Annotated in this window: 18 protein-coding genes and 1 pseudogene; 18 read left to right on the forward strand and 1 reads right to left on the reverse strand. The window is 59.0% G+C overall.

Annotated features, from left to right (window positions below; all coding sequences use genetic code 11):
* Positions 1-23: 23 nt before the first annotated feature.
* Complete coding sequence (locus QQS53_RS10250; protein ID WP_472775737.1) at positions 24-197, reverse strand: hypothetical protein; 174 nt, start codon at positions 195-197, stop codon at positions 24-26.
* A gap of 102 nt (positions 198-299) precedes the next feature.
* Here QQS53_RS10250 and QQS53_RS10255 point away from each other — a divergent pair, with 102 nt between their 5' ends.
* From QQS53_RS10255 to QQS53_RS10340, 18 genes and pseudogenes are all read left to right on the forward strand, one after another.
* Complete coding sequence (locus QQS53_RS10255) at positions 300-1,028, forward strand: hypothetical protein (RefSeq protein ID WP_472775738.1); 729 nt, start codon at positions 300-302, stop codon at positions 1,026-1,028.
* 11 nt (positions 1,029-1,039) lie between these two features.
* Positions 1,040-1,933 carry a major capsid protein gene (locus QQS53_RS10260; RefSeq protein WP_472775739.1) on the forward strand — a complete coding sequence of 298 codons (894 nt, stop codon included), beginning with the start codon at positions 1,040-1,042 and terminating at the stop codon, positions 1,931-1,933.
* 72 nt (positions 1,934-2,005) lie between these two features.
* Positions 2,006-2,422: a head-tail connector protein gene (locus QQS53_RS10265; protein WP_472775740.1), complete on the forward strand. Its 417-nt coding sequence runs from the start codon at positions 2,006-2,008 to the stop codon at positions 2,420-2,422.
* Entirely contained in the window at positions 2,410-2,793 is a 384-nt protein-coding gene (locus tag QQS53_RS10270) for a hypothetical protein (RefSeq protein WP_472775741.1), read from the forward strand. Before QQS53_RS10265 ends, QQS53_RS10270 begins: the two co-directional genes overlap by 13 nt.
* Entirely contained in the window at positions 2,786-3,115 is a 330-nt protein-coding gene (locus QQS53_RS10275) for an HK97 gp10 family phage protein (RefSeq protein ID WP_472775742.1), read from the forward strand. The genes QQS53_RS10270 and QQS53_RS10275 overlap by 8 nt, the downstream gene beginning before the upstream one ends.
* Positions 3,112-3,552: a minor capsid protein gene (locus QQS53_RS10280; protein WP_472775743.1), complete on the forward strand. Its 441-nt coding sequence runs from the start codon at positions 3,112-3,114 to the stop codon at positions 3,550-3,552. The genes QQS53_RS10275 and QQS53_RS10280 overlap by 4 nt, the downstream gene beginning before the upstream one ends.
* 9 nt (positions 3,553-3,561) lie before the next feature.
* A complete protein-coding gene (locus QQS53_RS10285) occupies positions 3,562-4,149 on the forward strand; it encodes a phage tail tube protein (RefSeq protein ID WP_472775744.1) in 588 nt (195 codons plus the stop codon).
* A gap of 76 nt (positions 4,150-4,225) precedes the next feature.
* Positions 4,226-4,693, forward strand: coding sequence for a DUF7426 family protein (locus QQS53_RS10290; protein WP_472775745.1), 468 nt, complete (start codon positions 4,226-4,228; stop codon positions 4,691-4,693).
* A gap of 356 nt (positions 4,694-5,049) precedes the next feature.
* A complete protein-coding gene (locus QQS53_RS10295; protein ID WP_472775746.1) occupies positions 5,050-10,551 on the forward strand; it encodes a phage tail tape measure protein in 5,502 nt (1,833 codons plus the stop codon).
* Positions 10,548-11,477, forward strand: a complete 930-nt coding sequence (locus tag QQS53_RS10300; RefSeq protein ID WP_472775747.1) for a hypothetical protein — start codon at positions 10,548-10,550, stop codon at positions 11,475-11,477. The genes QQS53_RS10295 and QQS53_RS10300 overlap by 4 nt, the downstream gene beginning before the upstream one ends.
* Complete coding sequence (locus QQS53_RS10305) at positions 11,471-12,955, forward strand: Gp37-like protein (protein WP_472775748.1); 1,485 nt, start codon at positions 11,471-11,473, stop codon at positions 12,953-12,955. The genes QQS53_RS10300 and QQS53_RS10305 overlap by 7 nt, the downstream gene beginning before the upstream one ends.
* Positions 12,956-13,016: 61 nt before the next feature.
* On the forward strand, positions 13,017-14,666 hold the full coding sequence (locus QQS53_RS10310) for a GH25 family lysozyme (protein ID WP_472775749.1): 1,650 nt from the start codon (positions 13,017-13,019) through the stop codon (positions 14,664-14,666).
* Complete coding sequence (locus tag QQS53_RS10315) at positions 14,659-15,036, forward strand: hypothetical protein (protein ID WP_472775750.1); 378 nt, start codon at positions 14,659-14,661, stop codon at positions 15,034-15,036. Before QQS53_RS10310 ends, QQS53_RS10315 begins: the two co-directional genes overlap by 8 nt.
* Before the next feature lie 411 nt (positions 15,037-15,447).
* On the forward strand, positions 15,448-15,840 hold the full coding sequence (locus tag QQS53_RS10320) for a hypothetical protein (protein WP_472775751.1): 393 nt from the start codon (positions 15,448-15,450) through the stop codon (positions 15,838-15,840).
* A gap of 58 nt (positions 15,841-15,898) precedes the next feature.
* Positions 15,899-16,975: a phage tail protein gene (locus tag QQS53_RS10325; protein WP_472775752.1), complete on the forward strand. Its 1,077-nt coding sequence runs from the start codon at positions 15,899-15,901 to the stop codon at positions 16,973-16,975.
* 9 nt (positions 16,976-16,984) lie between these two features.
* Entirely contained in the window at positions 16,985-18,313 is a 1,329-nt protein-coding gene (locus QQS53_RS10330) for a hypothetical protein (protein WP_472775753.1), read from the forward strand.
* Between the two features lie 1,375 nt (positions 18,314-19,688).
* On the forward strand, positions 19,689-20,003 hold the full coding sequence (locus QQS53_RS10335) for a collagen-like triple helix repeat-containing protein (protein ID WP_472775754.1): 315 nt from the start codon (positions 19,689-19,691) through the stop codon (positions 20,001-20,003).
* A gap of 11 nt (positions 20,004-20,014) precedes the next feature.
* Positions 20,015-20,659, forward strand: a pseudogene (locus QQS53_RS10340) (hypothetical protein); the annotation flags it as partial.

Raw genomic sequence — 20,659 nt, forward strand, 5'->3', positions numbered from 1 at the left:
TATCCATACCCCAGCGGGCGGGCCTAGGAGTCGAATTTTTCGCTTATTTCCTGGTGTGTCTCGTAATCCTCGCGGGTAAACGAATCCGACCCGTCATCCACGGCGAAAGCAAAACCAATAGTGGCGGCAACACCGATCGCGAACGCCCCAACCAGGGATGCCACCAGGGCCCAGCCGCGTAAAACAAAATTCTTCATACCCTCAGATTAGCCCATACAACTACCTACGATGCAAAGGACAACGGTGTAATTCTTACACAGTAAACGGGTACAACTTTCCCGACCCGTAGGAGATAACCGGTGTCCGACACCAACGAAACCAGCCAGGCGCAGGACTACAACGGCCAGGAGCCGACCGCCGACACCACCCAGCAGCAGGAAAACCAGGCCCAGGATAATGCCCAGGCCTCCCAGCCCAACAGTGTGGACGAACTGCCCGACTGGGCGCGCCAAGAAATCCGCAAGGCCCGCGACGAAGCCGCTAAGTACCGCACCCGGGCCAAGAACACCGAAGAACAAGTCACCAGCAAGGCGCAGGCAGAACTCGACGAACTCGTCCAGACCATTGGTAAGCAGATCGGCCTCATTGAGGATGACTATACCGACCCGGAGAAGCTGATTAAGGCGGCGCAGGAACGCGAAGCTGAAGCCGCTAAGGAGCGCGACACCATGCGCGAGCAGTTGAATACTTACCGTCGGAATGATGCGGTGCGTGAAGCCGTCGCCACCGTTGATGGAAAAGTCGATACCGAACTGCTCAGCGCACTGCTCCAGTCGGACAACGCGTGGCAGCAACTAAATGTAGATGCAGATGATTTCAACTCCCAGGTGGAGAAGATCGTCACCCAAAAACTCGAAAACCACCCTTCCCTTATCCAGGCGATTCACAAGGCATCCGGGGTGGATACGTCCAACACCCACCGAGGGGTAGACAAGCCGCTGACCCGCGACGATTTGAAGAACATGAGTGCTCATGAAATCAACCAGGCGGTCAAGGCGGGCAAGCTATCCCACCTCATGACTGACTAAGGAGAGTCTGAATGTCTGTTGATAAGTTCATTCCCGAGATTTGGAACGCGGCCATCAAGGAGCCGTACGAGAAGAACCTCATCTACGGCCAGCCCAACGTTGCATCCAACGCATGGCTCGGCCAGATCACCGGTATTGGTGATACCGTCCATATTTCCCGCCTGACCGCTCCCACCATTAAGGAATACAAAAAGGGCACCGCCATCGATGTTGAGGAAGTCAACACTGAGGCAACCACCCTCCACATCGACCAGGGCAAGTACTTTGCTTTCCGCGTCCACGATGTAGACAAGGTTCAGGCCGCCGGTGATTTCCAGGGCCCGGCTACTCACTCTGCGGGTATTAGCCTGCGTGATGGTGCTGACAAGTATCTTGCAGGCCTGCTCAAGGATGGTGCACTGGCCGCTAACAAGCTGGGTACACTCCAGGTGGTCAATGATGACCCGTCTAAGGCTGGCGATAAGCAGACCACGGCGTTTAAGACTCTGGTGCAGCTGTCCGAGAAGCTGAACGCGCAGTCTGTGCCGACTGCTGGTCGCTACGTTGTTGTTGGGCCGAAGACGTACTCTGCGCTGCTGATGGATCCGCGTTTTACTCGTGTGGATGCCTCCGGTAATGAGGATGGTCTGCGTAACGGCATCGTTGGTCGTGCGGTTGGCTTTGACGTGCTCGTTTCTAATAACGCGCCGTCTACTTCTGGCCGTGAGCTGGCGATTGCTGGTGTTCCGGATGCGTTCGCGTTCGCATCCCAGCTGGTTGAGACTGAAGCGCTGCGTGACCCGTCCCACTTTGGTGACATTGTGCGCGGCCTGAATGTGTACGGTGCTGCTGTTACCCGCCCGGAGGGTATCGCTACCGCTGATATTAATGTTGTTGACCCGGCTGGCGCTCCGGTTGCTGCCTAGTCTTTGACAGCTGTTTAGCGGGGTAGGGGATTGTTGCCCCGCCCCGCTTTTCGCATATTTAGGAGAAAAAGAATGCTTGTATTTGCCCATCCGGATGATGTTGTCGCGTGGGCTGGTTACACGTTCGATAAGGACGTGAAGTTGGAGCCGTTGATTAGGCGCGCATCGTCTTTGGTGCAGCACGCTGTACGCTCTGCCAGGTTTGAGGTCACCCCGTCGGGTATGCCTGAAGACCCGGATGTGATGGATGCTCTACGTGACGCGACGTGCGAGCAGGTCACGATGTGGGTGGAAAACGATATTAACCCTGTGAGTATGGAGTCCGCGAATGTGGGGGTGACGTCCTCATCTATTGGTGATGCCTCCGTGGCATACAACACGGATTCTGTCAACGCGGTGCGTGACCAGATGGCGCGGGAGTTGTGCGAAGAGGCCATGCTGATTCTGGGGAACGCTGGCCTGTTAGGAGGTTTCCCGTGGGTGCGGTAGATGAGGATTTCGCCCAACAGTGGTTTAGGCATGAGTGTGTGCTGGTGCGGGGTGCGGGGGAATCGCCGTACGGTTGGCAGGCAGGTGAGCCGGTGCCGTTTCGTGGTTTCGTACGGCAGGCCACCCGCCGGGTGATGGGCCCAATGGGGGAGCAGACAGTCACGGATACGATGGTGTATTGTCCGATTGGTTTGGTCGCTGAGCGCGGCGACATGGTGGAATTGCCGGAGCCGTTCGAAGTGGGGCCGTGGGAGGTCACGGAGCGGGCCGCGTTTGATGGTGCTGCTAACCAGACACCAGACCACCAGAAGTTGACGCTGACTGTCCCGACCGGTGGGAAGCACGGGGAGGGGGAATCTCCCTATGGCTAGGTTGGAGTGGAACGGAACAGTGGTGCTGCGCGGGGTGGAGCAGGCCGTGAAAAGCGGTGTGCGTGCTGCTGCTGAACTCGTACGGGAAGTGGCCGTTAATCGTGCTCCCGTGGAGACTGGCGCCCTGCGCAACAGTGCGAAAGTCTCGCAGGAAGGCGCGGATGCTGTGGTGTCATTCAATACAAAGTACGCGGCCCGGCAGCATGAAGAATTGGGCTGGCATCACCAGGACGGGCAAGCCAAATACCTAGAGTCCGCGCTGCTGGATAGCCAGGCGGATGTGCAGGATGCTATTGCCAAGGAGATAAGGAAAGCATTATGACCGCCCCTACGTTTATGGGCTTGCGTGAGGATATTGCCCAGCACCTCACAGCACTGGGCCTAGCCCAATGGAACCCTGCTGGCATTTATAAGAAATACACTCCGCCCGCCGTGTACCTAGGCGTGCTCCCTGATGAGGCAGGCCCATCCATCGGCCTCATTGATTATCACCACGGCACCACGGACACGCCGCAGCAGGACACTGGTACGCCGCGTATCCGTGTGCAATTCCGAATCAAAGGCACACGTGACCCACGCTACGCGCAACGAGTAAGCGCCGACATCTACCAAGCCCTACATGAGTCCACCCACTACCAGCTGGGCGTGGACAACGGCACCCGCGTTCTACGGTCGCAGCGTGTGCTGACCAGTGAGGAACGCACCGAATCCGGAATTTATCACCGGGTTGATTCGTACGAATTCACACTAAACCCTTAGGAGGCCAAAATGGCAGACGTTGCCAAGGCACCAAGTTCATTCGACCTTTCTTCCACCCTCGCCCGCGACTGGGCACTTCAGGTGCAGGACGATACCGCCGAAGACCCGAAGTGGATCTTCGTGCGTGGTCTGTCCCAGTTCGCGCCGCAGACTTCCCCGACCATGCAGGACGATTCCGATATCAACGCGCAGGGCTACAAGTCCCAGATTGCTACCGCCCTCGAAATGGTGTTCCAGGGTGAAGGTAAGCGCAAGGGCAAGAAGGAACAGGGCAAGTTCAAGCAGGATCCGGGCCAGACTATCCTGCGTCGAAAGGGCCGCAAGATGGGCCTTGATAACACTGTTCGTGCACGGTGCTGGCGCACCGACGGCGTTGAGGAGGGCTTCGACTCCTACTTCTCCGTTGAATGGGAAGACAACGCTGGCGGTAACGAAGACCTGGACTCGTTCTCGTTCAAGCTCCAGTCCCGTGGTAAGCCGATGGAGATTAAGCCGGTCACTGCGGCTGATGCTGAGTCCGTCCCGGCTGAAGGTGAAGAAGGCGACGCCCCGGTCATGGCCGGTGGCATTGATTCCGAGGGATCTGAATCCTACTAACTGACGGACAACGACGTACCGGGCGCACCATATGGTGTGACCCGGTAATTTTATGCCCAGCCAAAGGAGAAGTCCTGTGCGTGATCTACGCGAATTCTACGATCCCGACCTGCATCTACCGATTAACGGCGTGACCTACACCGTCAAGTGCCCCACCGCTGAGGCCGGGCTGCGGATTAAGCGGCACTTCCTCGACCCAGAATCCGACCCCATGCAGGAGGTGTACATCATCGCTGAGCTTTTCGGCGCGGAGTATGACCCGGAATCGGACACCATGACCGGTGGGCTATGGGATGAAATGAACGCCGGCGGCGTGGCCTACGAAGAGATCATGCACGTGGGGAACACTGCCATGGCGCATTATGGTGTGTCCCCTGAGTTCGGTGAACTGTGGTGGGAGACTCGCTTGGGAAAAGAGCATCTACCACTAGTGCCGGAGGCGGCGGAGCAGTGGATGAAGGACAAGCAGGAGGCCGAAGCGGAGGCGGAGGCCAAGCCGAAGGCGAAGAAAGCCACCCGCCGCAAGAAGACGACTACCTCCTAGACGGCCCCTACGGGCAGTACGACCCCCGCCCCGGTGCTTACGGTGAGGATGACACGGGTGGCGGGCCGTACGACCCGGAGACTGGTCTGCGTGACTGGTACGCGCCTACTCCCGTGGAGGCGGGGAAGAAGGACACTGTGGGTGTTGCTCGTGTGCAGTGGTCGGACATTCTTTCCCATTGGGCGCGGGTGGAATGTGACCTGCATGAGCGGTTCCAGATTGATGTGGAATCCGGTGTCCTGGAACGGCGTTCGTGGCGGTGGCTGCGTGTCCGTATTGAAGACCTTATTAACCAGAATTCCCGCCTGAGGGCGGAATTACAACTAACGAGTGAGACCACCGCGTAGGAGCGAATCATGGCCTTGGATGTCGGTACTCTGTCCGCAAAAATCCGTGTTGACACGGCGGGCGTTAATTCGTCGCTGAGTAGTGTCAAGCGTGACTTGAACGATGTGAAAAAGTCCGCTGATAAGGCTGAAAATATTGATATTGATGTCACCCCGAAGGGTACGGGGGATGTTACGCGTGCTGCTCGTGAAGCTGGTGAGCTTGCTGGTGAGATGCGGGAGGCCGGAACGGCGGGTAAGCAGGTTGAGTTTAACCCGAATGTGGCTAACGAACTCGACCGCGCCACCGATAGTGGTATCTCGTTGCGTGGTGTGCTGTCGAACCTTGGCGGTGTAGCCGGTGTTGTCGGATTGTCGGCAGCTGTTGGTGGCGTAGGGGCGGCGTTTACTGACACGATCCAGGCGGGTAAGGCGTACCGGTCTGAGTTGAATACGATGAACGCGGTGTCTGGTGCTACTGAGGCGCAGATGCGGGCGGTGTCTGACGCTGCTAAGCAGCTGGGTAATGATAATGAGCTGGCGAATACGTCGGCGGCTGATGCTGCTGCTGCGATGACTGAGCTTGCTAAAGGTGGGTTCTCGGTTGAGCAGTCGATGGCGGCGGCGAAGGGCACACTCCAGTTGGCGGCGGCGGCACAGACTGATGCCGCGTCGGCGGCGACTATCCAGTCTCAGGCATTGCAGGCGTTCCGCTTGGAGGCTGATCAGGCGGCCCGCGTGTCTGATGTGTTGGCGGGTGCTGCTAACGCGTCCTCGGCTGAGATTGGGGATGTGGCCGCAGCACTCCAGCAGTCCGGCACGGTTGCTAATCAGTTCGGCATGAGCATTGAGGACACCGCAACCTCTATTGCCATGTTCGCTAACGCCGGCATTACTGGTAGTGATGCCGGTACGCTGCTGAAAACGGCACTGTTGTCTCTGACTGACCAGGGTGCCCCGGCGCAAGCAGCGATTGAAGAACTGGGCTTGACGGTGTATGACGCGAACGGCAAGTTCGTGGGTATGGCCGACCTGCTGGGCCAGTTGAAACGCGCCGCTGGTGAAATGAGTGATGAGCAGTACCAGGCCGCCACCGCAACCCTGTTTGGGTCTGATGCTATGCGCCTTGCTGGTATTGCTGCTGAGCAGGGCACGGGTGAGTTTAATAGTCTTCGTGACGCTGTTACCCGGCAGGGGCAGGCGGCGGATGTTGCTGCCGCCCAGACTGAGGGTATTACGGGTGCTATTGGGCGTGTGGAGAATGCGTGGGAGACCGCCCAAACGTCGATTTTTGAGGCCACCGAAGGCGGCATGGTTGCGGCACTTGATGTGGTCTCTGGTGGTATTGAAGCGGTCACGAATGCGATTACTGGGCCTGGTTTTAAGATTGGTGGACAGCTGGCTGAAAACCTTGGCGGCCAAATCCAATTCCTGGCAGGTGTGGCTAAATCCGCTGGTGATGCTATTACTGGTGTGCTCGTACCGGGCGCGGATGACATGGCGGGTGCGTTTGAGGCAGCGAAGGGTGCCCTGTCTGGTCTTGATGATGGTTTGAGTGGCTGGCAGGTGCCGATTGCGTCTGCTGCGCTGGTGGGCTTGGCCGCGAATGTTACGGGTGTTACCGGCAAGCTGAGTGCCGGTGGCGGAGCTGTTGCCCGCTTTGGGCAGGAGATGCGCGTCCAGCAAGCATTGGCGAAGGGCTACGGCAAGGAACTAGGGGTCGTTGGTAGTGCGCTGAGTGTTCTGCGCTCCCGCAACACTGAATTGGATTCTGCGCTGACTAACGCTGGCGGGGCGTACATGCGTGCATCCGCAAACCTGCGCGGTGTAGCGGCCTCCCACACGGCAGCCGCACGCGCCGCCCAGCAGCAGGCAATCACCACACAGAATGGGTTTGCCGCCGCTGACCGCGTCATCTCCCAAGTAGGCCACACCATGGTTGCCTCCACCGCCCGTATGGGTGGAGCAGCAGCGGGCCTAGCCAACGGCGGCCTATCACTTATGGGATCCGCGTTTGGGGGTGTGAAGCGCGCCGCTTCCGGCCTCATTGATGCCATGGGCGGGCCGTGGAGTCTCGCTATTATGGGTGCCTCGGCTGTCATCGGCCACCTGGTGCAAAAACATCAAGAAGCCAAGCAAGCAGAAGAAGAGCACGCCCAGGCACAGCGTGAACTGAAGGACTCTCTCGACCCCACGACGGGGGCTATCACTGAGCAGACCCGCGCTTTGCAGGAAAAGAAGCTGGAGGAAACTGGAGCACTGGACGCCGCCCGCGAACTTGGTATTGCTACCGGTACTCTCACGGACGCGATTAACGGGAACGCGCAGGCGCAGCGTGAAGTCCAATCCGCGACCAGCGGGGCGATGCAGGAGGCGATTAGTAATTCCCGCGCCTACCAAAACGCGGCCGCCACGATGCAGACTGACGCGTGGTACCAGGCCGGTGTTGATGTGGGCACGTTTAAGGACGCGCTGCAAGGCGTTCCAGAAGCTGTGGAAAAGGTCAACAGTGTTGAGGGCGGCGCGGAGATGCTGGGTAAGCTCCGCGACGAAATCAACGGGTCGGAAGACGCCGCCGCCAAACTGGGTATGCAGATTGGTGACCTGAATAAGGACATGGAGGCCAATAAGGCTGCCGTGATGGCGGACGCCCTCAACAACCTGGAACGTCAGTCTGAGCAGACCAGCAAGTTCATGGACTTGCTCGGTGACTCCATCGTGAGCATCCCTGATGATAAGACTATTCATGTCTCCTCCATGGCGCCGGAGGTGCGCAAGCAGGTTAAGGAGCTTGGCCTTGAGGTGGAGGATCTTCCCGACGGGACAGTGAAGGTGTCGTTCCCTGACGGGTCGAATATTACACAGGTACTTACGGATATGGGCGCTAAGATTCGTGCCCTACCTGATGGGTCTATCACCTTGTCGGATAACGCCCCGGAGGTGCAGGAACGCCTCATCCAGCTGGGTATTGCCGTGAAGGATAAAAAGACCGGCGAGGTCAAGATTAAGGACAATATCGCTGAGGTCATCGGGCGTCAGACCGAACTTGGCGCGGCGGTCAAGCTGGAGACTGGGGAAGTCTACGTCAAGGACAACACGGGTGAGGTTCTGGCGAACCTTAACGCGCTCGGTATTGGTGCGCAGATGCTGCCGCCGGGTCATGTGCGGATTACGGATGACACGCCGGAGAACCGGCAGCGTCTAGCCGCGTTGGGATTTCAGACAGTGACCCTGCCGGGTGGACATATCGGTATTACGGACACGTCTCCGCAGAACATGCAGCGCCTGGCTGAGCTGGGTATCCGTACGACTACCCTGCCGGGTGGTTTTGTGGAGATTACGGACACCTCGGATGAGAATAAGCAGCGCCTAGCTGACCTGGGGGTGAAGACCACGACTTTGCCGGATGGGCGCGTGGTGATTACCGATAATGCGAATGAGACCCGTAACCATATTCGGACTACTTTGTCGGCGGAGAATACTAACACTTTCTCCGACCACGTGATTAACATCACCCGCAAGATTAGGGATATTTTCGAACGCGCAGATGGCGGATTCACCCCACCAGTACAAGCCTTCGCAGCAGGCGGCGCCGTCAACAACGCGGTACAACGCCGCATCCGCTCCAATCACGAGCCGGAGCACAAGGCCCATATCGCCCCAGCAGGCTCGTACCGCGTGTTCGCTGAACCCGAAACCGGCGGCGAAGCCTACATCCCACTGGCCGAGTCGAAGCGCACGCGCAGCAGTCAAATCCTGGGCCAAGTAGCCAACCAGTTTGGCTACCGCCTCGTTGACGATGAAGGACAAATCCAACAATTCGCAGACGGTGCACTGCTCCAGGCCGCTGCTGTTAAAAAACGTCTCGCCTACATGGACGGCACGCCCTATATCTTTGGCGGCTGGTCACCATCCGGCGTGGACTGCTCCGGCGCCATCTCCCTAGCCGTTAACGCCTCCGAAGGGCTCGACGAGTGGGACTCCCGCACCGCTACAGCTAACGAAGCGGCGTGGCTACGCGCCAAGGGCTACCGGCCCGGCAAGGGCGGCCTAGGCGATATTCGTGTCGGTTTCATGAACGGCGGCCCCGGCGGCGGGCATACTGCCATGCAGCTGGAGGACGGAACCTACATTGAGTCCGGCGGCAACACCGGCGGCGGGTTCACCATCGGCGGTAAAGCAGGCCCGCTGGAGGGCCGCGGCTTCACGGACTGGTACTACAAGCGCGGCGCCACACCACTGGGGAACGAGGGCCTCGATGATCTGGAATCGCTGAATGGTGTGATCGGCGCTCCGGGTATGGGTCGTACTGTGAGCCAGCTGCGGGGTGCTACTGACACGACGTCGGCGGGTGTGTCGGGCGAGCCAACCCGCGAACTCAATGGCGGGGCTGGCACCCTCATTAAGGACGGGTCATTCCTCGAACTGGTGGCCGCCCTGTACTCGAAGCACACGGGCCAGAAAATGGCCGACGATGTGGTGTCCTGGGGGCAGGTTGTTGGCCTGTACTCGAAGGTTGCGGACACGAACGCGGCTGTGGCGGATTCGGTGGCTAGCAACACGGATGCTCTGCGCGGTACTGCTGACTCGCTGGATGTGACCAGTGACTTGGTGAAGACGACGAAGGGTATTGGTGGCACGTCTGGCAACAAGTACGCGGACGCCATCATTAAAGAGGGCCAGCGCCGGGGTATCACGGATACGGGTATCAAGATTGCGTTGGCTACCGCTCTGGTTGAGTCTGGTCTGAAGATGTACGCTAACCGTGCTGACCCCCAGTCGCTGGGTTACCCGCATGACGCGGTTGGTAGTGACCACGACAGTGTTGGGCTTTTCCAGCAGCGTAATAACGGTGCGTGGGGCACACTGGCTGACCGCATGGATCCAGCCAAGTCGGCGGGAATGTTCTACGACAAACTGGATGACGCGGACTACAACCAAGGTGACCCTGGAATGCACGCCCAGCGTGTGCAAGGCTCCGCATTCCCTGACCGGTATGCCACCCGCATGGGTGAAGCGCAAGACCTGCTCAACAAGTACAAGAACGCTGAAGGGGCGAAAATCACCGCCATGGCTAACGGCGGCATTCTTGGCGGGGTGAGGCAGGCGCAGATTAATGAGGGTGATTCTGCTGTGCTGTGGGCTGAGGCAGGGCCGGAGGCGTATATCCCACTGTCTTCGGATAAGCGCGCCCGTTCTCTAGATATTTGGGCTGAGACGGGTAAACGCTTGGGCGTGGATGTCATGTCGATGCTGAACCTGATTGGGTCTGGCCTGCCGGGCTTGGTGCAGGGCAAATTGGACTTTTCCACCGGCGGGTCTATCAGTGCCGAAGCACTGGGCGTCAACATGGATGCCGCCTCCTACCGTGGGCAGATGGGGGCGAAGGCAGCTGGCCAGCAGGCACACAACGCGGTCGGCGCAGTATTCAACGGGCCGGTGCAGATTAATGACCCGAAGAAGTATTTGCAGGGCCAGGTGGATAACGCCAATAAGCAGCTAGGAAAGGCAATGAGGAGTTTTCTGTTATGAGCCTGATGCAAACTGATTTGGCGTGGACGCGCCGCGATGAGTACCAGTCCACCGACTTGCTGCGTTTTTTCCTGGTGGGGGTGGATCATCATACCCGTTGGTGGTTTGGTGGGCCTGGCTCCCCCGTACGCCTGAATGTGCCTCCCACGGGATTGCAGGGTGCCCCGGTGACGCATGATTATCAGACGATTACTGGCATGGATGGTGCGATTTATAAGGGCACGATTGATGAGCAGGCGACGATTACCCTTCAGGTGTGGGTGAAGGATCGTCGGTCTAGTGCGTGGGCGCGGCGGCAGCATTCCCTGTGGCGTGAATCTTTGGGCCGAGGGAAGGAAACGGTGCGGCTTTTTGCCGTGTCAAAGGAGTCTGGCTATTGGTGGATTGATGCCCGCCTTGAGTCGGTAAGCGAGGTGAATTACTTCGACCAGATTCCAGGATCTGTGGGTGAGATTGGGGAGTTGGTCACTCTTCGGACTGACCGGTCTTTTTGGTCGAAGTTTGATGAAGAGAAAGTCTTTTACCGTGACACCGCACCCCTTGCCCACATGCTGAACTTGGGTGACCAACCAGCATGGCTGAAGTGGACTATCACCGGCGACCATGAGGGTGTGTTCATTGGCGCGGACGGTGAATCCGTGTACTTGCCTGACCCGCGCACCCTGCGGTCTACACGAGACATTGAACAAGGGATGAACCCCATCGACGGCTATTGGATTGACACAGATGAACTGTGGCCGTCCCTGATGTCCACATCGGGGGAGGATTTACAGCCTATGTTCCCGGATACGTATTGGAAGAAGCCCTTACCGCCGCGTGGCGTGCATCGTGGCAATACGGTGCCGTTGACGATTACGCCGGTGAACCCAGGCGCTGATTTCCGCGTGGAGGTTGGCTACACCCCGAAGGCGGAGCAAGCATGGTAGATATCAATGAGTCGTACACGGCTAACCCGCTGAATCTGTATGTGCATAACAATGATTACACGCAGCGTATACGCATTGGGGCGTACATTAGTGTCGAGCTGAACGAAGAGTTCGGTCTGAACGCAGGAACGGGCACGTTGGTTATTCCTGCTGACCATAAGCTAGCTGGGCGTATCATGCAGTGCGATACGGACGTGGTGCCGGTCACTGCTGAGTTCAACGGGTGGCGGTGGACCGGCCGCGTGGACTCGTTCGAAGCAGGCGGCAAGCCAGGCCGGGAAACAATCACTGCAAACCTGATTGATGACAAGGTGCATTTGGGCAGCGTGTTGGCGTTTGCCAATACGCGCACAAGCCTGGCCGTGCAGGGGAAACATGACCACCAGCGTGGCCCCCTCGAATCCGTGGTGTACCACTACCTGTCGGAGAATATCGCCCGCTCCGGTCTACCTGCCTATTTGATTATGCCCCCGAAACGGATGGAGGATCGCTCCCCACGGGTGGATTTGTCGGCACGCATGACCCCGCTTGATTCCCTCCTGCGTGACGTCCTTAACCAGCATGACTATGGGCTAATCGCGCAGATGTGGTGGCCGGGGCAACCGTTTCCAAAAGGGAAAATTGTGCCCCTGACCTCGAATGACCCGTGGACACGACAACGCAGCGTTACCCACGCAAACATTGACCAAGTATTCTCCCCCGACGATAACCCCATTGGTGGGCCAACCGCGCCGGGCCTGATTATTGGTGTGCAGAAAGTCCGCGACCGCCCGCACGTGCGGTTTAACACCCGGTCGGGTGAGATTGACTCATTCAAACTATCCGGTAAGTCCCCGGGCGCTGCCCGGCAAGTTGTGGGAGGCAAGTCTGACGATTGGGTGAACGAGGCCATCGGCCTTGGTATTGACCTTGCGGTGCAGGGCATCTTGTCGGCTATTGGTGGCGTGGCCGCCGGGCCGCTGGGATTGGCATTAGGTGGCGCGCTAGGTAACTGGCTGACGGGCCAAGCAGAAGATACCGTGCTCGCATTCACTGACCGTAATGATGTGACTCGTGCGGGCCATATGGGGCCGTTTCACCTGCGTGAGGGGTTTACCCAGTCCAGTGCTGGTGCGTTCACGTTTGATACGTCCGCCTTGGCGGAGCGTGCCCTATTGGACGCGCAGGGTGGCAAAAGCGTGGAGATCACTATGGGGCATAGTGTGTCGAAGTGCTTGGGTGATGACCAGCGGGCCGATAACGGCAAGATTCGCTACGGCTACCGGATTGGCGACCGTGTGACGTTTGAGGAGCATTTATCGGGCGTGGTGGTCTCCGACATCGTCACCGGCGTGACGGTGACAGATTCGCATGATGAGCGCGTGCGGATTAGTCCACGTATTGGTAAGCGGAAGAACACGTCTAACCCGTTTATTGATTTTACGGACAAAATGAACAAGGCCTCAGAAACCCTGCGCGATTTCGGCCTAGCACTCTAGACAACGGCCCTACTCGTGCAGGGTGAAGGGCGTACACAACAAATCAGAAAGAGGGGCGGGCGTGCTCAAAGAACTTCCATACTCGCGCCGCGATGTCACCCAAGACACTTACTATTACTGCGGCCCAGCATCTACCCAGACAGTCGTGCTGTCAGCCACGGGCAAGCTAATTCAGGAGCGTGAACTTGCAGGAAAGCTCGGAACCACGGTTAACGGCACGGACTACATCGGCCAGTTCCCCCGCGTTCTGAACGCGCTGATTCCGGGCGCGGCCTACCGTCACCGCGACGTGGGCAACTATCCCAGCGGCCAGCTTAAGGATGTCATCTGGCGGGAGATGACCGGATCCATCGACGCAGGCCATGGTGTGATTATCAACATCGTGGCCCCACCGTCGAACTACCCTAAGGCGGTGGCCCCGTCCACCCAGTCACCAGCCTACGGCGGGGGCGTAGTGTACCACTATATCGCGGCCATGGGCTACTCCACCGAGGGACAGCGCAAACTGTGGATTGCCGACTCGGGCTTCACCCCGTATGGCTACTGGTGCAGCTTTGACCAAATCTGCTCACTCATGGTGCCCAAGGGCTACGCCTACTCCACGGCCAAGAGCAAGACCGCGCCCGCACCACGACCAGCAGCCCAACCTGCCGCGCACGGCACCCTCCTAGGTGTTGATGTATCCGAGCACCAGAACGGCATGAGCCTGCGCAAGACCAAGCAGGAGGGTTTCGACTTTGCCATCCTCCGCCTGTGTGACGGCACCTACCGCGACAAAACCTTCCGCTCGCACCTGGCGGACGCGGAGGGCGCGGGCCTCCTGGTCTCTACCTATTGGTATCTGCGCGCCCCGTCGGAGGGCACGACGATTAGTCAGCAGGTGGATGTCATCGACCAGCAGATGGGCGGGCGCCGAGACCTCGGCGTGTGGATTGACGTCGAGAGCGTCGATAACCGGTTCCCACCAAGCGATCCGCGTCACTATCTGCTGCGCGGTGAGGATGTGTGGGAGGCCAAACGAGAATTGGAGCGGCGCGGATACCGTGTCCCGGGCGTCTACTCCGGCGCGTGGTACTGGGAGCGTATGCCGGGCGGCGAGCCGTCCATGCAGGGGCTGGGCCACCTGTGGGTGAGCCACTACGGGTGGAACCGGCGCGGGCCCGCCTCCGCCACGTATCACGCTGACGGCGGGGCAAATCACCCCGGCTGGCCATACCCACTGGGTGACCGTAAGCCCGACATCCTGCAATTCGGCAGCAACGGCGAAGTCGCCGGCCGCTTCCCCGTAGACGTCAACGCTTTTAAAGGCACCCGCGACCAACTACAAGCAATATTCACTGGCAAAAAGACACCAACCACTAAGAAAGAAGGACTCACCTTGACCAGTATCGACCAAAACCGCATCAAGTGGTCACTCGACCAGCTCGCAGGCCCCGGCAAAAACAAGGACGGCGAACCCACCTTCTCCGGCTGGGACTTAAACAGCGTACTCACCGCAGCCAACAAGAAGATTGACGGCGGCAAAGGCGTCACACTGTTTGAGCTGCTGGCACTGACCTACGACCGTCAGAACAAACTGGAGGAAAAAGTCAGCGCCCAGGAGAACGCCCTCAACCAGATCACGGAATCGTTCACCCAGCTTATTAGCGCAGTGTCTACTCTCAACGGCACTGTCTCCACCCTGGCAGACAAGGAGAACACCAATGAATAACATGAGCAAGGCCGATTGGCCGGTACGCAAGTTTGTCTACATCGTCCTAGGCGTAGCACTTTTTGTCGCGATGACCCTTGGCCTAGTAACGGGCGACCAAGTAAACGATGCGGTTGAGGTAATCGGTCAGGTCACGGGCACGTTGGGGGCGCTGGGCCTAGGTGTAGCAGCTGCGAAGACTCATCGGGGATCCGGTGACCGCTCCACCGAAGCGGACGTCCTCAACGCGGCAGTGTCCTCCACACGAGCGGATGCTGGTATCGCCCGTGTCGAAAACCAGCTGGAATCCCTCATTGCGCGAGTCACCCCCGTGGTGGAGCCGGTAGAGGTGGAGGACAGCGACCAGCCGGGCATCTATCCGGGGGCATAGTGATGACTCGTACGATGCAGGCGATGATAGGCATCCTGTCGGTGATGATGCTGTCCCGTGGCGTGGACTACATCACAGGGGACAGTATCGACCGGAGCCCTATCTGGGTGGAGAATCTCTCCCAACCGGAGGCGTGGGGTATCGCGTGTATCGTGCTGGCTGTTACTGGTGGGTACGCGGTTCTAGCTCGCTCCCCCGTCGCCGGTAAATGGGTGGGATTCCTGGGGTTTGGGGTCAACATGATGTTTGCGGTTCAGATTTGGGCACCCAGCATGTTGCCCTGGCCGTGGCCCCCGGAGGACGCCCGCCTGGTAACTGACCACCTGGGGCACGCTGGTACGTACTCTGTCCTGTCCTTGTCGTTGTGGTGGAGGATGGGTGTGGATCGCCGTACGCGTGAAAAGCTGGAGGATGAGCAGCTGGACGGGGGCTCGGTGGCGAATGGGTGAAGAACGGTTTTGGGAGTGGGCGTCGAATTCCCCGTACGGGTTTGCCATTGGTGTGGTGGTGCTCGTGTTGGGGTCGAATGCTGCCCTGTCGGAGAAAAACCTATCAGAAAAGCTCTCTGGCCTTGCCCTGCCCGGGAAATGGTTGCGGCGTCGTAGGGCGGAAGCTGCGGAGAAAGAAGCTGAAGAATACGTCACATTGCAGCGCACCGTGCGGGACCAGCATCATTACATCATTTGGGTGACCAGCCTCGTGCATGGCTGGGAAGTGTGGGCGGCAGACAAGGGGTACACGCTGCCACCGCCGGATTTTTTGACGCTGATGGAGTGGAAAGAACAACAACAGAAGGACAACTAGGGGCGACTAGTACACCAAACTAGTAGCCCCAAAATTTATGCGCACCTAGGAGACTATCGTGGCCGACCAAACCCCCATCTACAAGGACTTAGAGACCAAACTCATCCTCAAGTGGGTAGACACCGAGGATCTATTATCCACGCAGCGTGCCCTCATTGAGGTCACCCCGGAGGCCGCCTACCTGGAGTTGCCGCGTGGCCGCCGTGGTGAAAAAGGTGAGCCGGGCGACCCTGGCCCTGGTTTCTGGTTCCGTGCATTAATCACCGATAAGAAGCAGCTGCCACAGAATCTGCGGGACGTTGACCGAGGGTCGGCATTCCCGGACACGAAGTCCAAGTCCCTGTGGGTGTGGGACGGTAAGGATTATTTCGAAATCCCGAATTTCATTGGTCTGCGTGGTGAGCCGGGTGTGACGCCGCGAGTGCAGATTGGCTCCGTGGTGCCTGGTGGGGATGCTCGTGTGTCTGTGAATCAGGCGGCCTCGACTGAGGATACGTTTGTTCTTGACTTTGTCCTGCCTCAGGGGCCGGTGGGGCCGCCGGGTGAGAAGGGCGATGAGGGTGAGGCGTCGAATGTGTCGTCGTCTCCGGATGTGGATGTGTCGCGTCCTCCGGTGCCGGGGGAGTCGTTGACGTGGAACGGGTCGAAGTGGGTACCGCGTAGTGTGCTTGCCCCAGTGGGGCCGTGGGTGCTGGGGGAGAATGATTTCACGTCGTTTTCGCAGTCGCTTATCGGGTCTGGCAATGTTTCGGAAAAACTCATTGCCTCGTTTACGGTGCCGGGTCTGCCATTCGATTGGAAGCCCGTCATCCTTGGCGGGCAGTTGCGGGTGGAGACTCCGATTGGTGTGCAGTATGACGCGGAAGTGCGCGTGGGTAACGCCCAGCGCGGCGACATTGTGGGCCGGGGTATGGGCAAGCCGTACCAGCGGCGTGAGGATTACACGGTGATTGTGCCTGCTGTGGATTCTCGGATGACACCTGGCAATAGTGTCGGTGTGGTGAAGGCGAATACGGCTACCAGCATTTATGTTGTGCTGAAGAAAACTAGGGGCACGATTGGTGGATGGGACTTTTGGCGTTCTGGGGCGTCGCTGTCATTTATGGCGATGCCGACGAATACGGATTTCTCCTAGGGGGAGGCTATGACTAGTCCGATGGATCCGGGTAAAGACCCGTGGCTGGAGGGTGTGGAGGCTGAGCGGCGGGAACAGGTGTACGGGCAGCCCGTGAACCCTGAGAATTCGCGGTCGCGTGCTGATACTTTTGGTATTCGTCCTGATTTGTTTCAAGCGTTAAATGAGTCGGTGACGAAGAAAGCCACTGTGGATGATTTGATTCGGCAGGCTCGTGAGCGGGTGTTGGATGCTGCGCGGTTTTTGGCACAGTCGGCGGCGGCGTTGGAGAAAGCGGACGCGGCGCTGGTGGAATCTGATAAGGCCGTGTCGGTGGCGAACGTGTCTCGCACTCGTTCTGAGGCGGCGGTGTCTACCTCGGGGCAGGCTTTGCAGGTGTCTGATGACGCACGTAAGCAGGCGCGTCAGGCTGTGCAGGATTCGGCGGGGGCGGTGCGCGATTCGGCTGATGCTGTGGCGGAGGCGAGGCGGGCTAGGTCGGAGTCCTCTGATGCTGTGGAGGAGGCGGCGCTTGCGCGGTCTACGGCTGATGGGGCGTTGTCTCAGTCGGAGGATGCGTTGGGGGTGGCTCGTGAGGCTGATTTGACCTCTGATGAGGGTAAGCGGATTGCGATTAGTGCTAATACTGCTGCGGTGGGGGCGACGAATCAGTCTGTTGTGGCTTTGACGCGGGCTACTGCGTCGAATTCTCAGGCTGTTGAGGCGTTGGGGAGGTCGTCTGATGCGCATTCGCGTGCGATTACGGCGACGAATAAGTCGGTGGATGCGTTGGGCCGTGCGGTGGAGTCTACTGTGGTTGCGTCGGAGGCTAATTCTCGCGCTATTCGGTCTACTAATCAGGCGGTTACGGCGTTGGTGGCGGCGAATGAGGCTAACAGTACGGCGATTGCTGCTACGAATCGTTCGGTGGTGTCTATTCGTAATGCTGCTGCCGCGAACTCGGCAGCCGTCGAAGCGGTAGGTAAGGCCACGTCGGCAAACACGAACGCCATCTCGATGATTAACGGCTCACAGGTACGACTCCTCTACTCAAACGTGAGTGGGTTACGCGCTGAGCAACCTAGCCCAGACGGCGGACATGTTGTTGCACGCTACAAAGCGGGCACGATTGAGCGAACGCTCGAAATCGTCATCAAGGGCACGTGGTCTGGTTATTTTGTGGCGTTCGCCAATACTACAGGTGGCGAAGTTGACATCGTATCCGAACGTATCGTAGATGGTCGCCAAGAGGGCAGCGACAACGTTGGGATCTTTTGGATGACTCCTGGCGGCCTGCATCTGGCTTACCGGTCGGTAACCATCTTTGTTGTCCCTGATGTCATGCCACGCCGGATCTAGCCTGCTGCACAACGCCCCGTTGGCTGCACAATAGGCCCATCACATTTTTGGAGGGTAGACCATGCAATGGACTCGCGTTCGTCGCGCCGTAAGCGCCGTCGTAATTGACTCATGGGATGAAGACCGCAGCCCAGAATTGGTGAAGGTTAACGGCGTCGTTACTTTCACTCCCAGCGTGAACAAGGGCGATGTTGTTCAGTGGTCAGGGCCCCACGGCCCCGAATCCTTGGTGCTCGCACCAATTCAATGCCGGATTAGTGATGGCATCATCATGCACCGGGGTGGGGAAGGAGTGTACCTCGCCGCCGGTGGTGAAGGCTGTGAGCCTAGTATTGTGCGGTGGAAGGCGACGTTTGCGAACATGCAGGCTGATGGCTGGTCGTTTAGCCTGCGGCCTATCGTGTTTGATGCGGTACCGGATGGGGAAGTCGACCTCACTATGGTAGCCCCCGTGGCGAACACCCCAGACCCGATTGTGCGCGGCCCTGCCGGCGTGGGGTTGGAAAGCATCATCGTGGACGGGGCTGAGTTGGTGTTTCGTGTGCGGTCGGAGGCAGGTTCGTATGAGATGGCGCGTATCCCCCTTGAGGATGTTGTGCGGGCGGAAGCCGATGCCGCAGCAAAAAGTGCTGCTGATATTGCCGCTGGTAATGTGCGCAAGGAGTTTACTACCGCTGCCACTAGCGCTAAGGATAGTGCTACAGCGGCGGCCAAGTCAGCTAAAACGGCGGGAGAATCTGCTGTAGATGCTGCTGGTGGGGCTGACCGCGCTAATCGGGAGGCTGATAGGTCTACGGAGCAGGCGCAGGCGGCTGAGCGCTTTTCTGAGGCCGCGCAGTCGTCGGCTGGGACTGCGGAAGAACACACGTCGTCGGCTGAGCGGTTCGCGTCTAACACGCAGACGTTGGCGTCGCAGGCTGAGGAGTCTGCGCAGGATGCGGGCAGGTCGGAAAAGAACGCGAAAACGGCGGAGTCTAGGGCCGTGTCCGCCCAGTCGGGTGCGGAGAAGTTTGCTACGGATGCGGAGGAATTCGCGTCACAGGCGGCCGGTAGTGCTGACAGTGCAAAGTCTGATGCTGACCGTGCCGCACAGATAGCCGATTCCACCTCGTGGGACGGCGACAAGCTCACCGTTAATGGTAAAACCAGCCCCTCGCTGGCTGGCCCTAAAGGTCCCAAGGGTGAAACCGGCGATACTGGCCCCCGAGGTCCTCAGGGGGATGTTGGTCCCCAGGGTCCTGAGGGTGACGCTGGCCCTGCTGGTCCGGCTGGTCCTGAAGGTCCTGAAGGTCCTGAGGGGCCTAAGGGTGACCAGGGTGAGACGGGGCCCCGTGGTCCTGAGGGGCCTAAAGGAGACCCCGGCCAGGATGGCACGATGACGTTTGAGGAGCTGACCCCGGAGCAGCGCGCCAGCCTGAAGGGCGACAAGGGCGATCCTGGTGAGCCGGGTGAGCCTGGTGCTGACGGTGAGCCGGGTACCACCACGTGGTCCGGCCTGACGGACAAGCCGTCAACGTTCCCGCCTGAGTCGCACACTCACACACTGGCGGATATCACGGACGCGGGGAGTCTTGCCGACAAGTCCTATGTGGACACGACGCTGGCGAATGCGAAGGCGTATACGGACGCGCTGATCGTGGTGGGTGACACGGACGCTAGGGACGGCAAGCTGCACATCGTCTACGAATAAGGGGGGGGATTATGCCTATTTATCATCAGGGACGCAAGGTTAAATCGGTGTACCACCGGGGACGCAAGGTCAAGGAAATCTGGCACATGGGGCGGAAAATCTACACCGCGTTCACACCCCGAGTGTTCACCGTGACCATGAAACCAGGCAGATTATTCTCCTCCCCTAAGTGGGACACTGGCTCCGTCACCGGCGACAACACACTCGTGCAGTCCATCGCAGGCGACGGTCTGTACCTCGCGGCGAACGCCACCTACACCCGCACAGGTGGGGGTGGTGGCCTGCGTTACGCCGAAACCGGGGAATCTATCGCGGAGGGGGACGTGATACGTGCGGGGAAGAAGCTGTTCGCAGACCCCGGCACGTATGTGTTCACGGAGACGCAGCGCAAACCCGTCGAGGTTATGCCCGCCACACCGGGGGACTGGGAGGCGATGTATTGGCTGCGCGGGAAGCTCAAAGAGTACGGCGAGGACTACCAGACCGTGACGGAACTCCCGTTCGAGATTGACAGTCGCAACACGGTCGGCATGTACGGAATGTTCAACGGTTGCGCCGCGCTCAAGACTGTGCCTCAGTTGGACACGCGCAGTGTGGCCACAATGAGCACTATGTTCCAGGGGTGCGAGTCGCTCACAACGGTGCCGCAGATGGAC

The organism is Corynebacterium sp. 2571A (assembly GCF_055700935.1).

Excerpts from the sequence above, each read along its gene's own strand:
- QQS53_RS10250 (WP_472775737.1), bottom strand. The coding sequence starts at position 197 with ATGAAGAATTTTGTTTTACGCGGCTGGGCCCTGGTGGCATCCCTGGTT.
- QQS53_RS10260 (WP_472775739.1), top strand. The coding sequence starts at position 1,040 with ATGTCTGTTGATAAGTTCATTCCCGAGATTTGGAACGCGGCCATCAAG.
- QQS53_RS10265 (WP_472775740.1), top strand. The coding sequence starts at position 2,006 with ATGCTTGTATTTGCCCATCCGGATGATGTTGTCGCGTGGGCTGGTTAC.
- QQS53_RS10275 (WP_472775742.1), top strand. The coding sequence starts at position 2,786 with ATGGCTAGGTTGGAGTGGAACGGAACAGTGGTGCTGCGCGGGGTGGAG.
- QQS53_RS10280 (WP_472775743.1), top strand. The coding sequence starts at position 3,112 with ATGACCGCCCCTACGTTTATGGGCTTGCGTGAGGATATTGCCCAGCAC.
- QQS53_RS10285 (WP_472775744.1), top strand. The coding sequence starts at position 3,562 with ATGGCAGACGTTGCCAAGGCACCAAGTTCATTCGACCTTTCTTCCACC.
- QQS53_RS10295 (WP_472775746.1), top strand. The coding sequence starts at position 5,050 with ATGGCCTTGGATGTCGGTACTCTGTCCGCAAAAATCCGTGTTGACACG.
- QQS53_RS10300 (WP_472775747.1), top strand. The coding sequence starts at position 10,548 with ATGAGCCTGATGCAAACTGATTTGGCGTGGACGCGCCGCGATGAGTAC.
- QQS53_RS10305 (WP_472775748.1), top strand. The coding sequence starts at position 11,471 with ATGGTAGATATCAATGAGTCGTACACGGCTAACCCGCTGAATCTGTAT.
- QQS53_RS10315 (WP_472775750.1), top strand. The coding sequence starts at position 14,659 with ATGAATAACATGAGCAAGGCCGATTGGCCGGTACGCAAGTTTGTCTAC.
- QQS53_RS10320 (WP_472775751.1), top strand. The coding sequence starts at position 15,448 with ATGAGCAGCTGGACGGGGGCTCGGTGGCGAATGGGTGAAGAACGGTTT.
- QQS53_RS10330 (WP_472775753.1), top strand. The coding sequence starts at position 16,985 with ATGACTAGTCCGATGGATCCGGGTAAAGACCCGTGGCTGGAGGGTGTG.
- QQS53_RS10335 (WP_472775754.1), top strand. The coding sequence starts at position 19,689 with ATGACGTTTGAGGAGCTGACCCCGGAGCAGCGCGCCAGCCTGAAGGGC.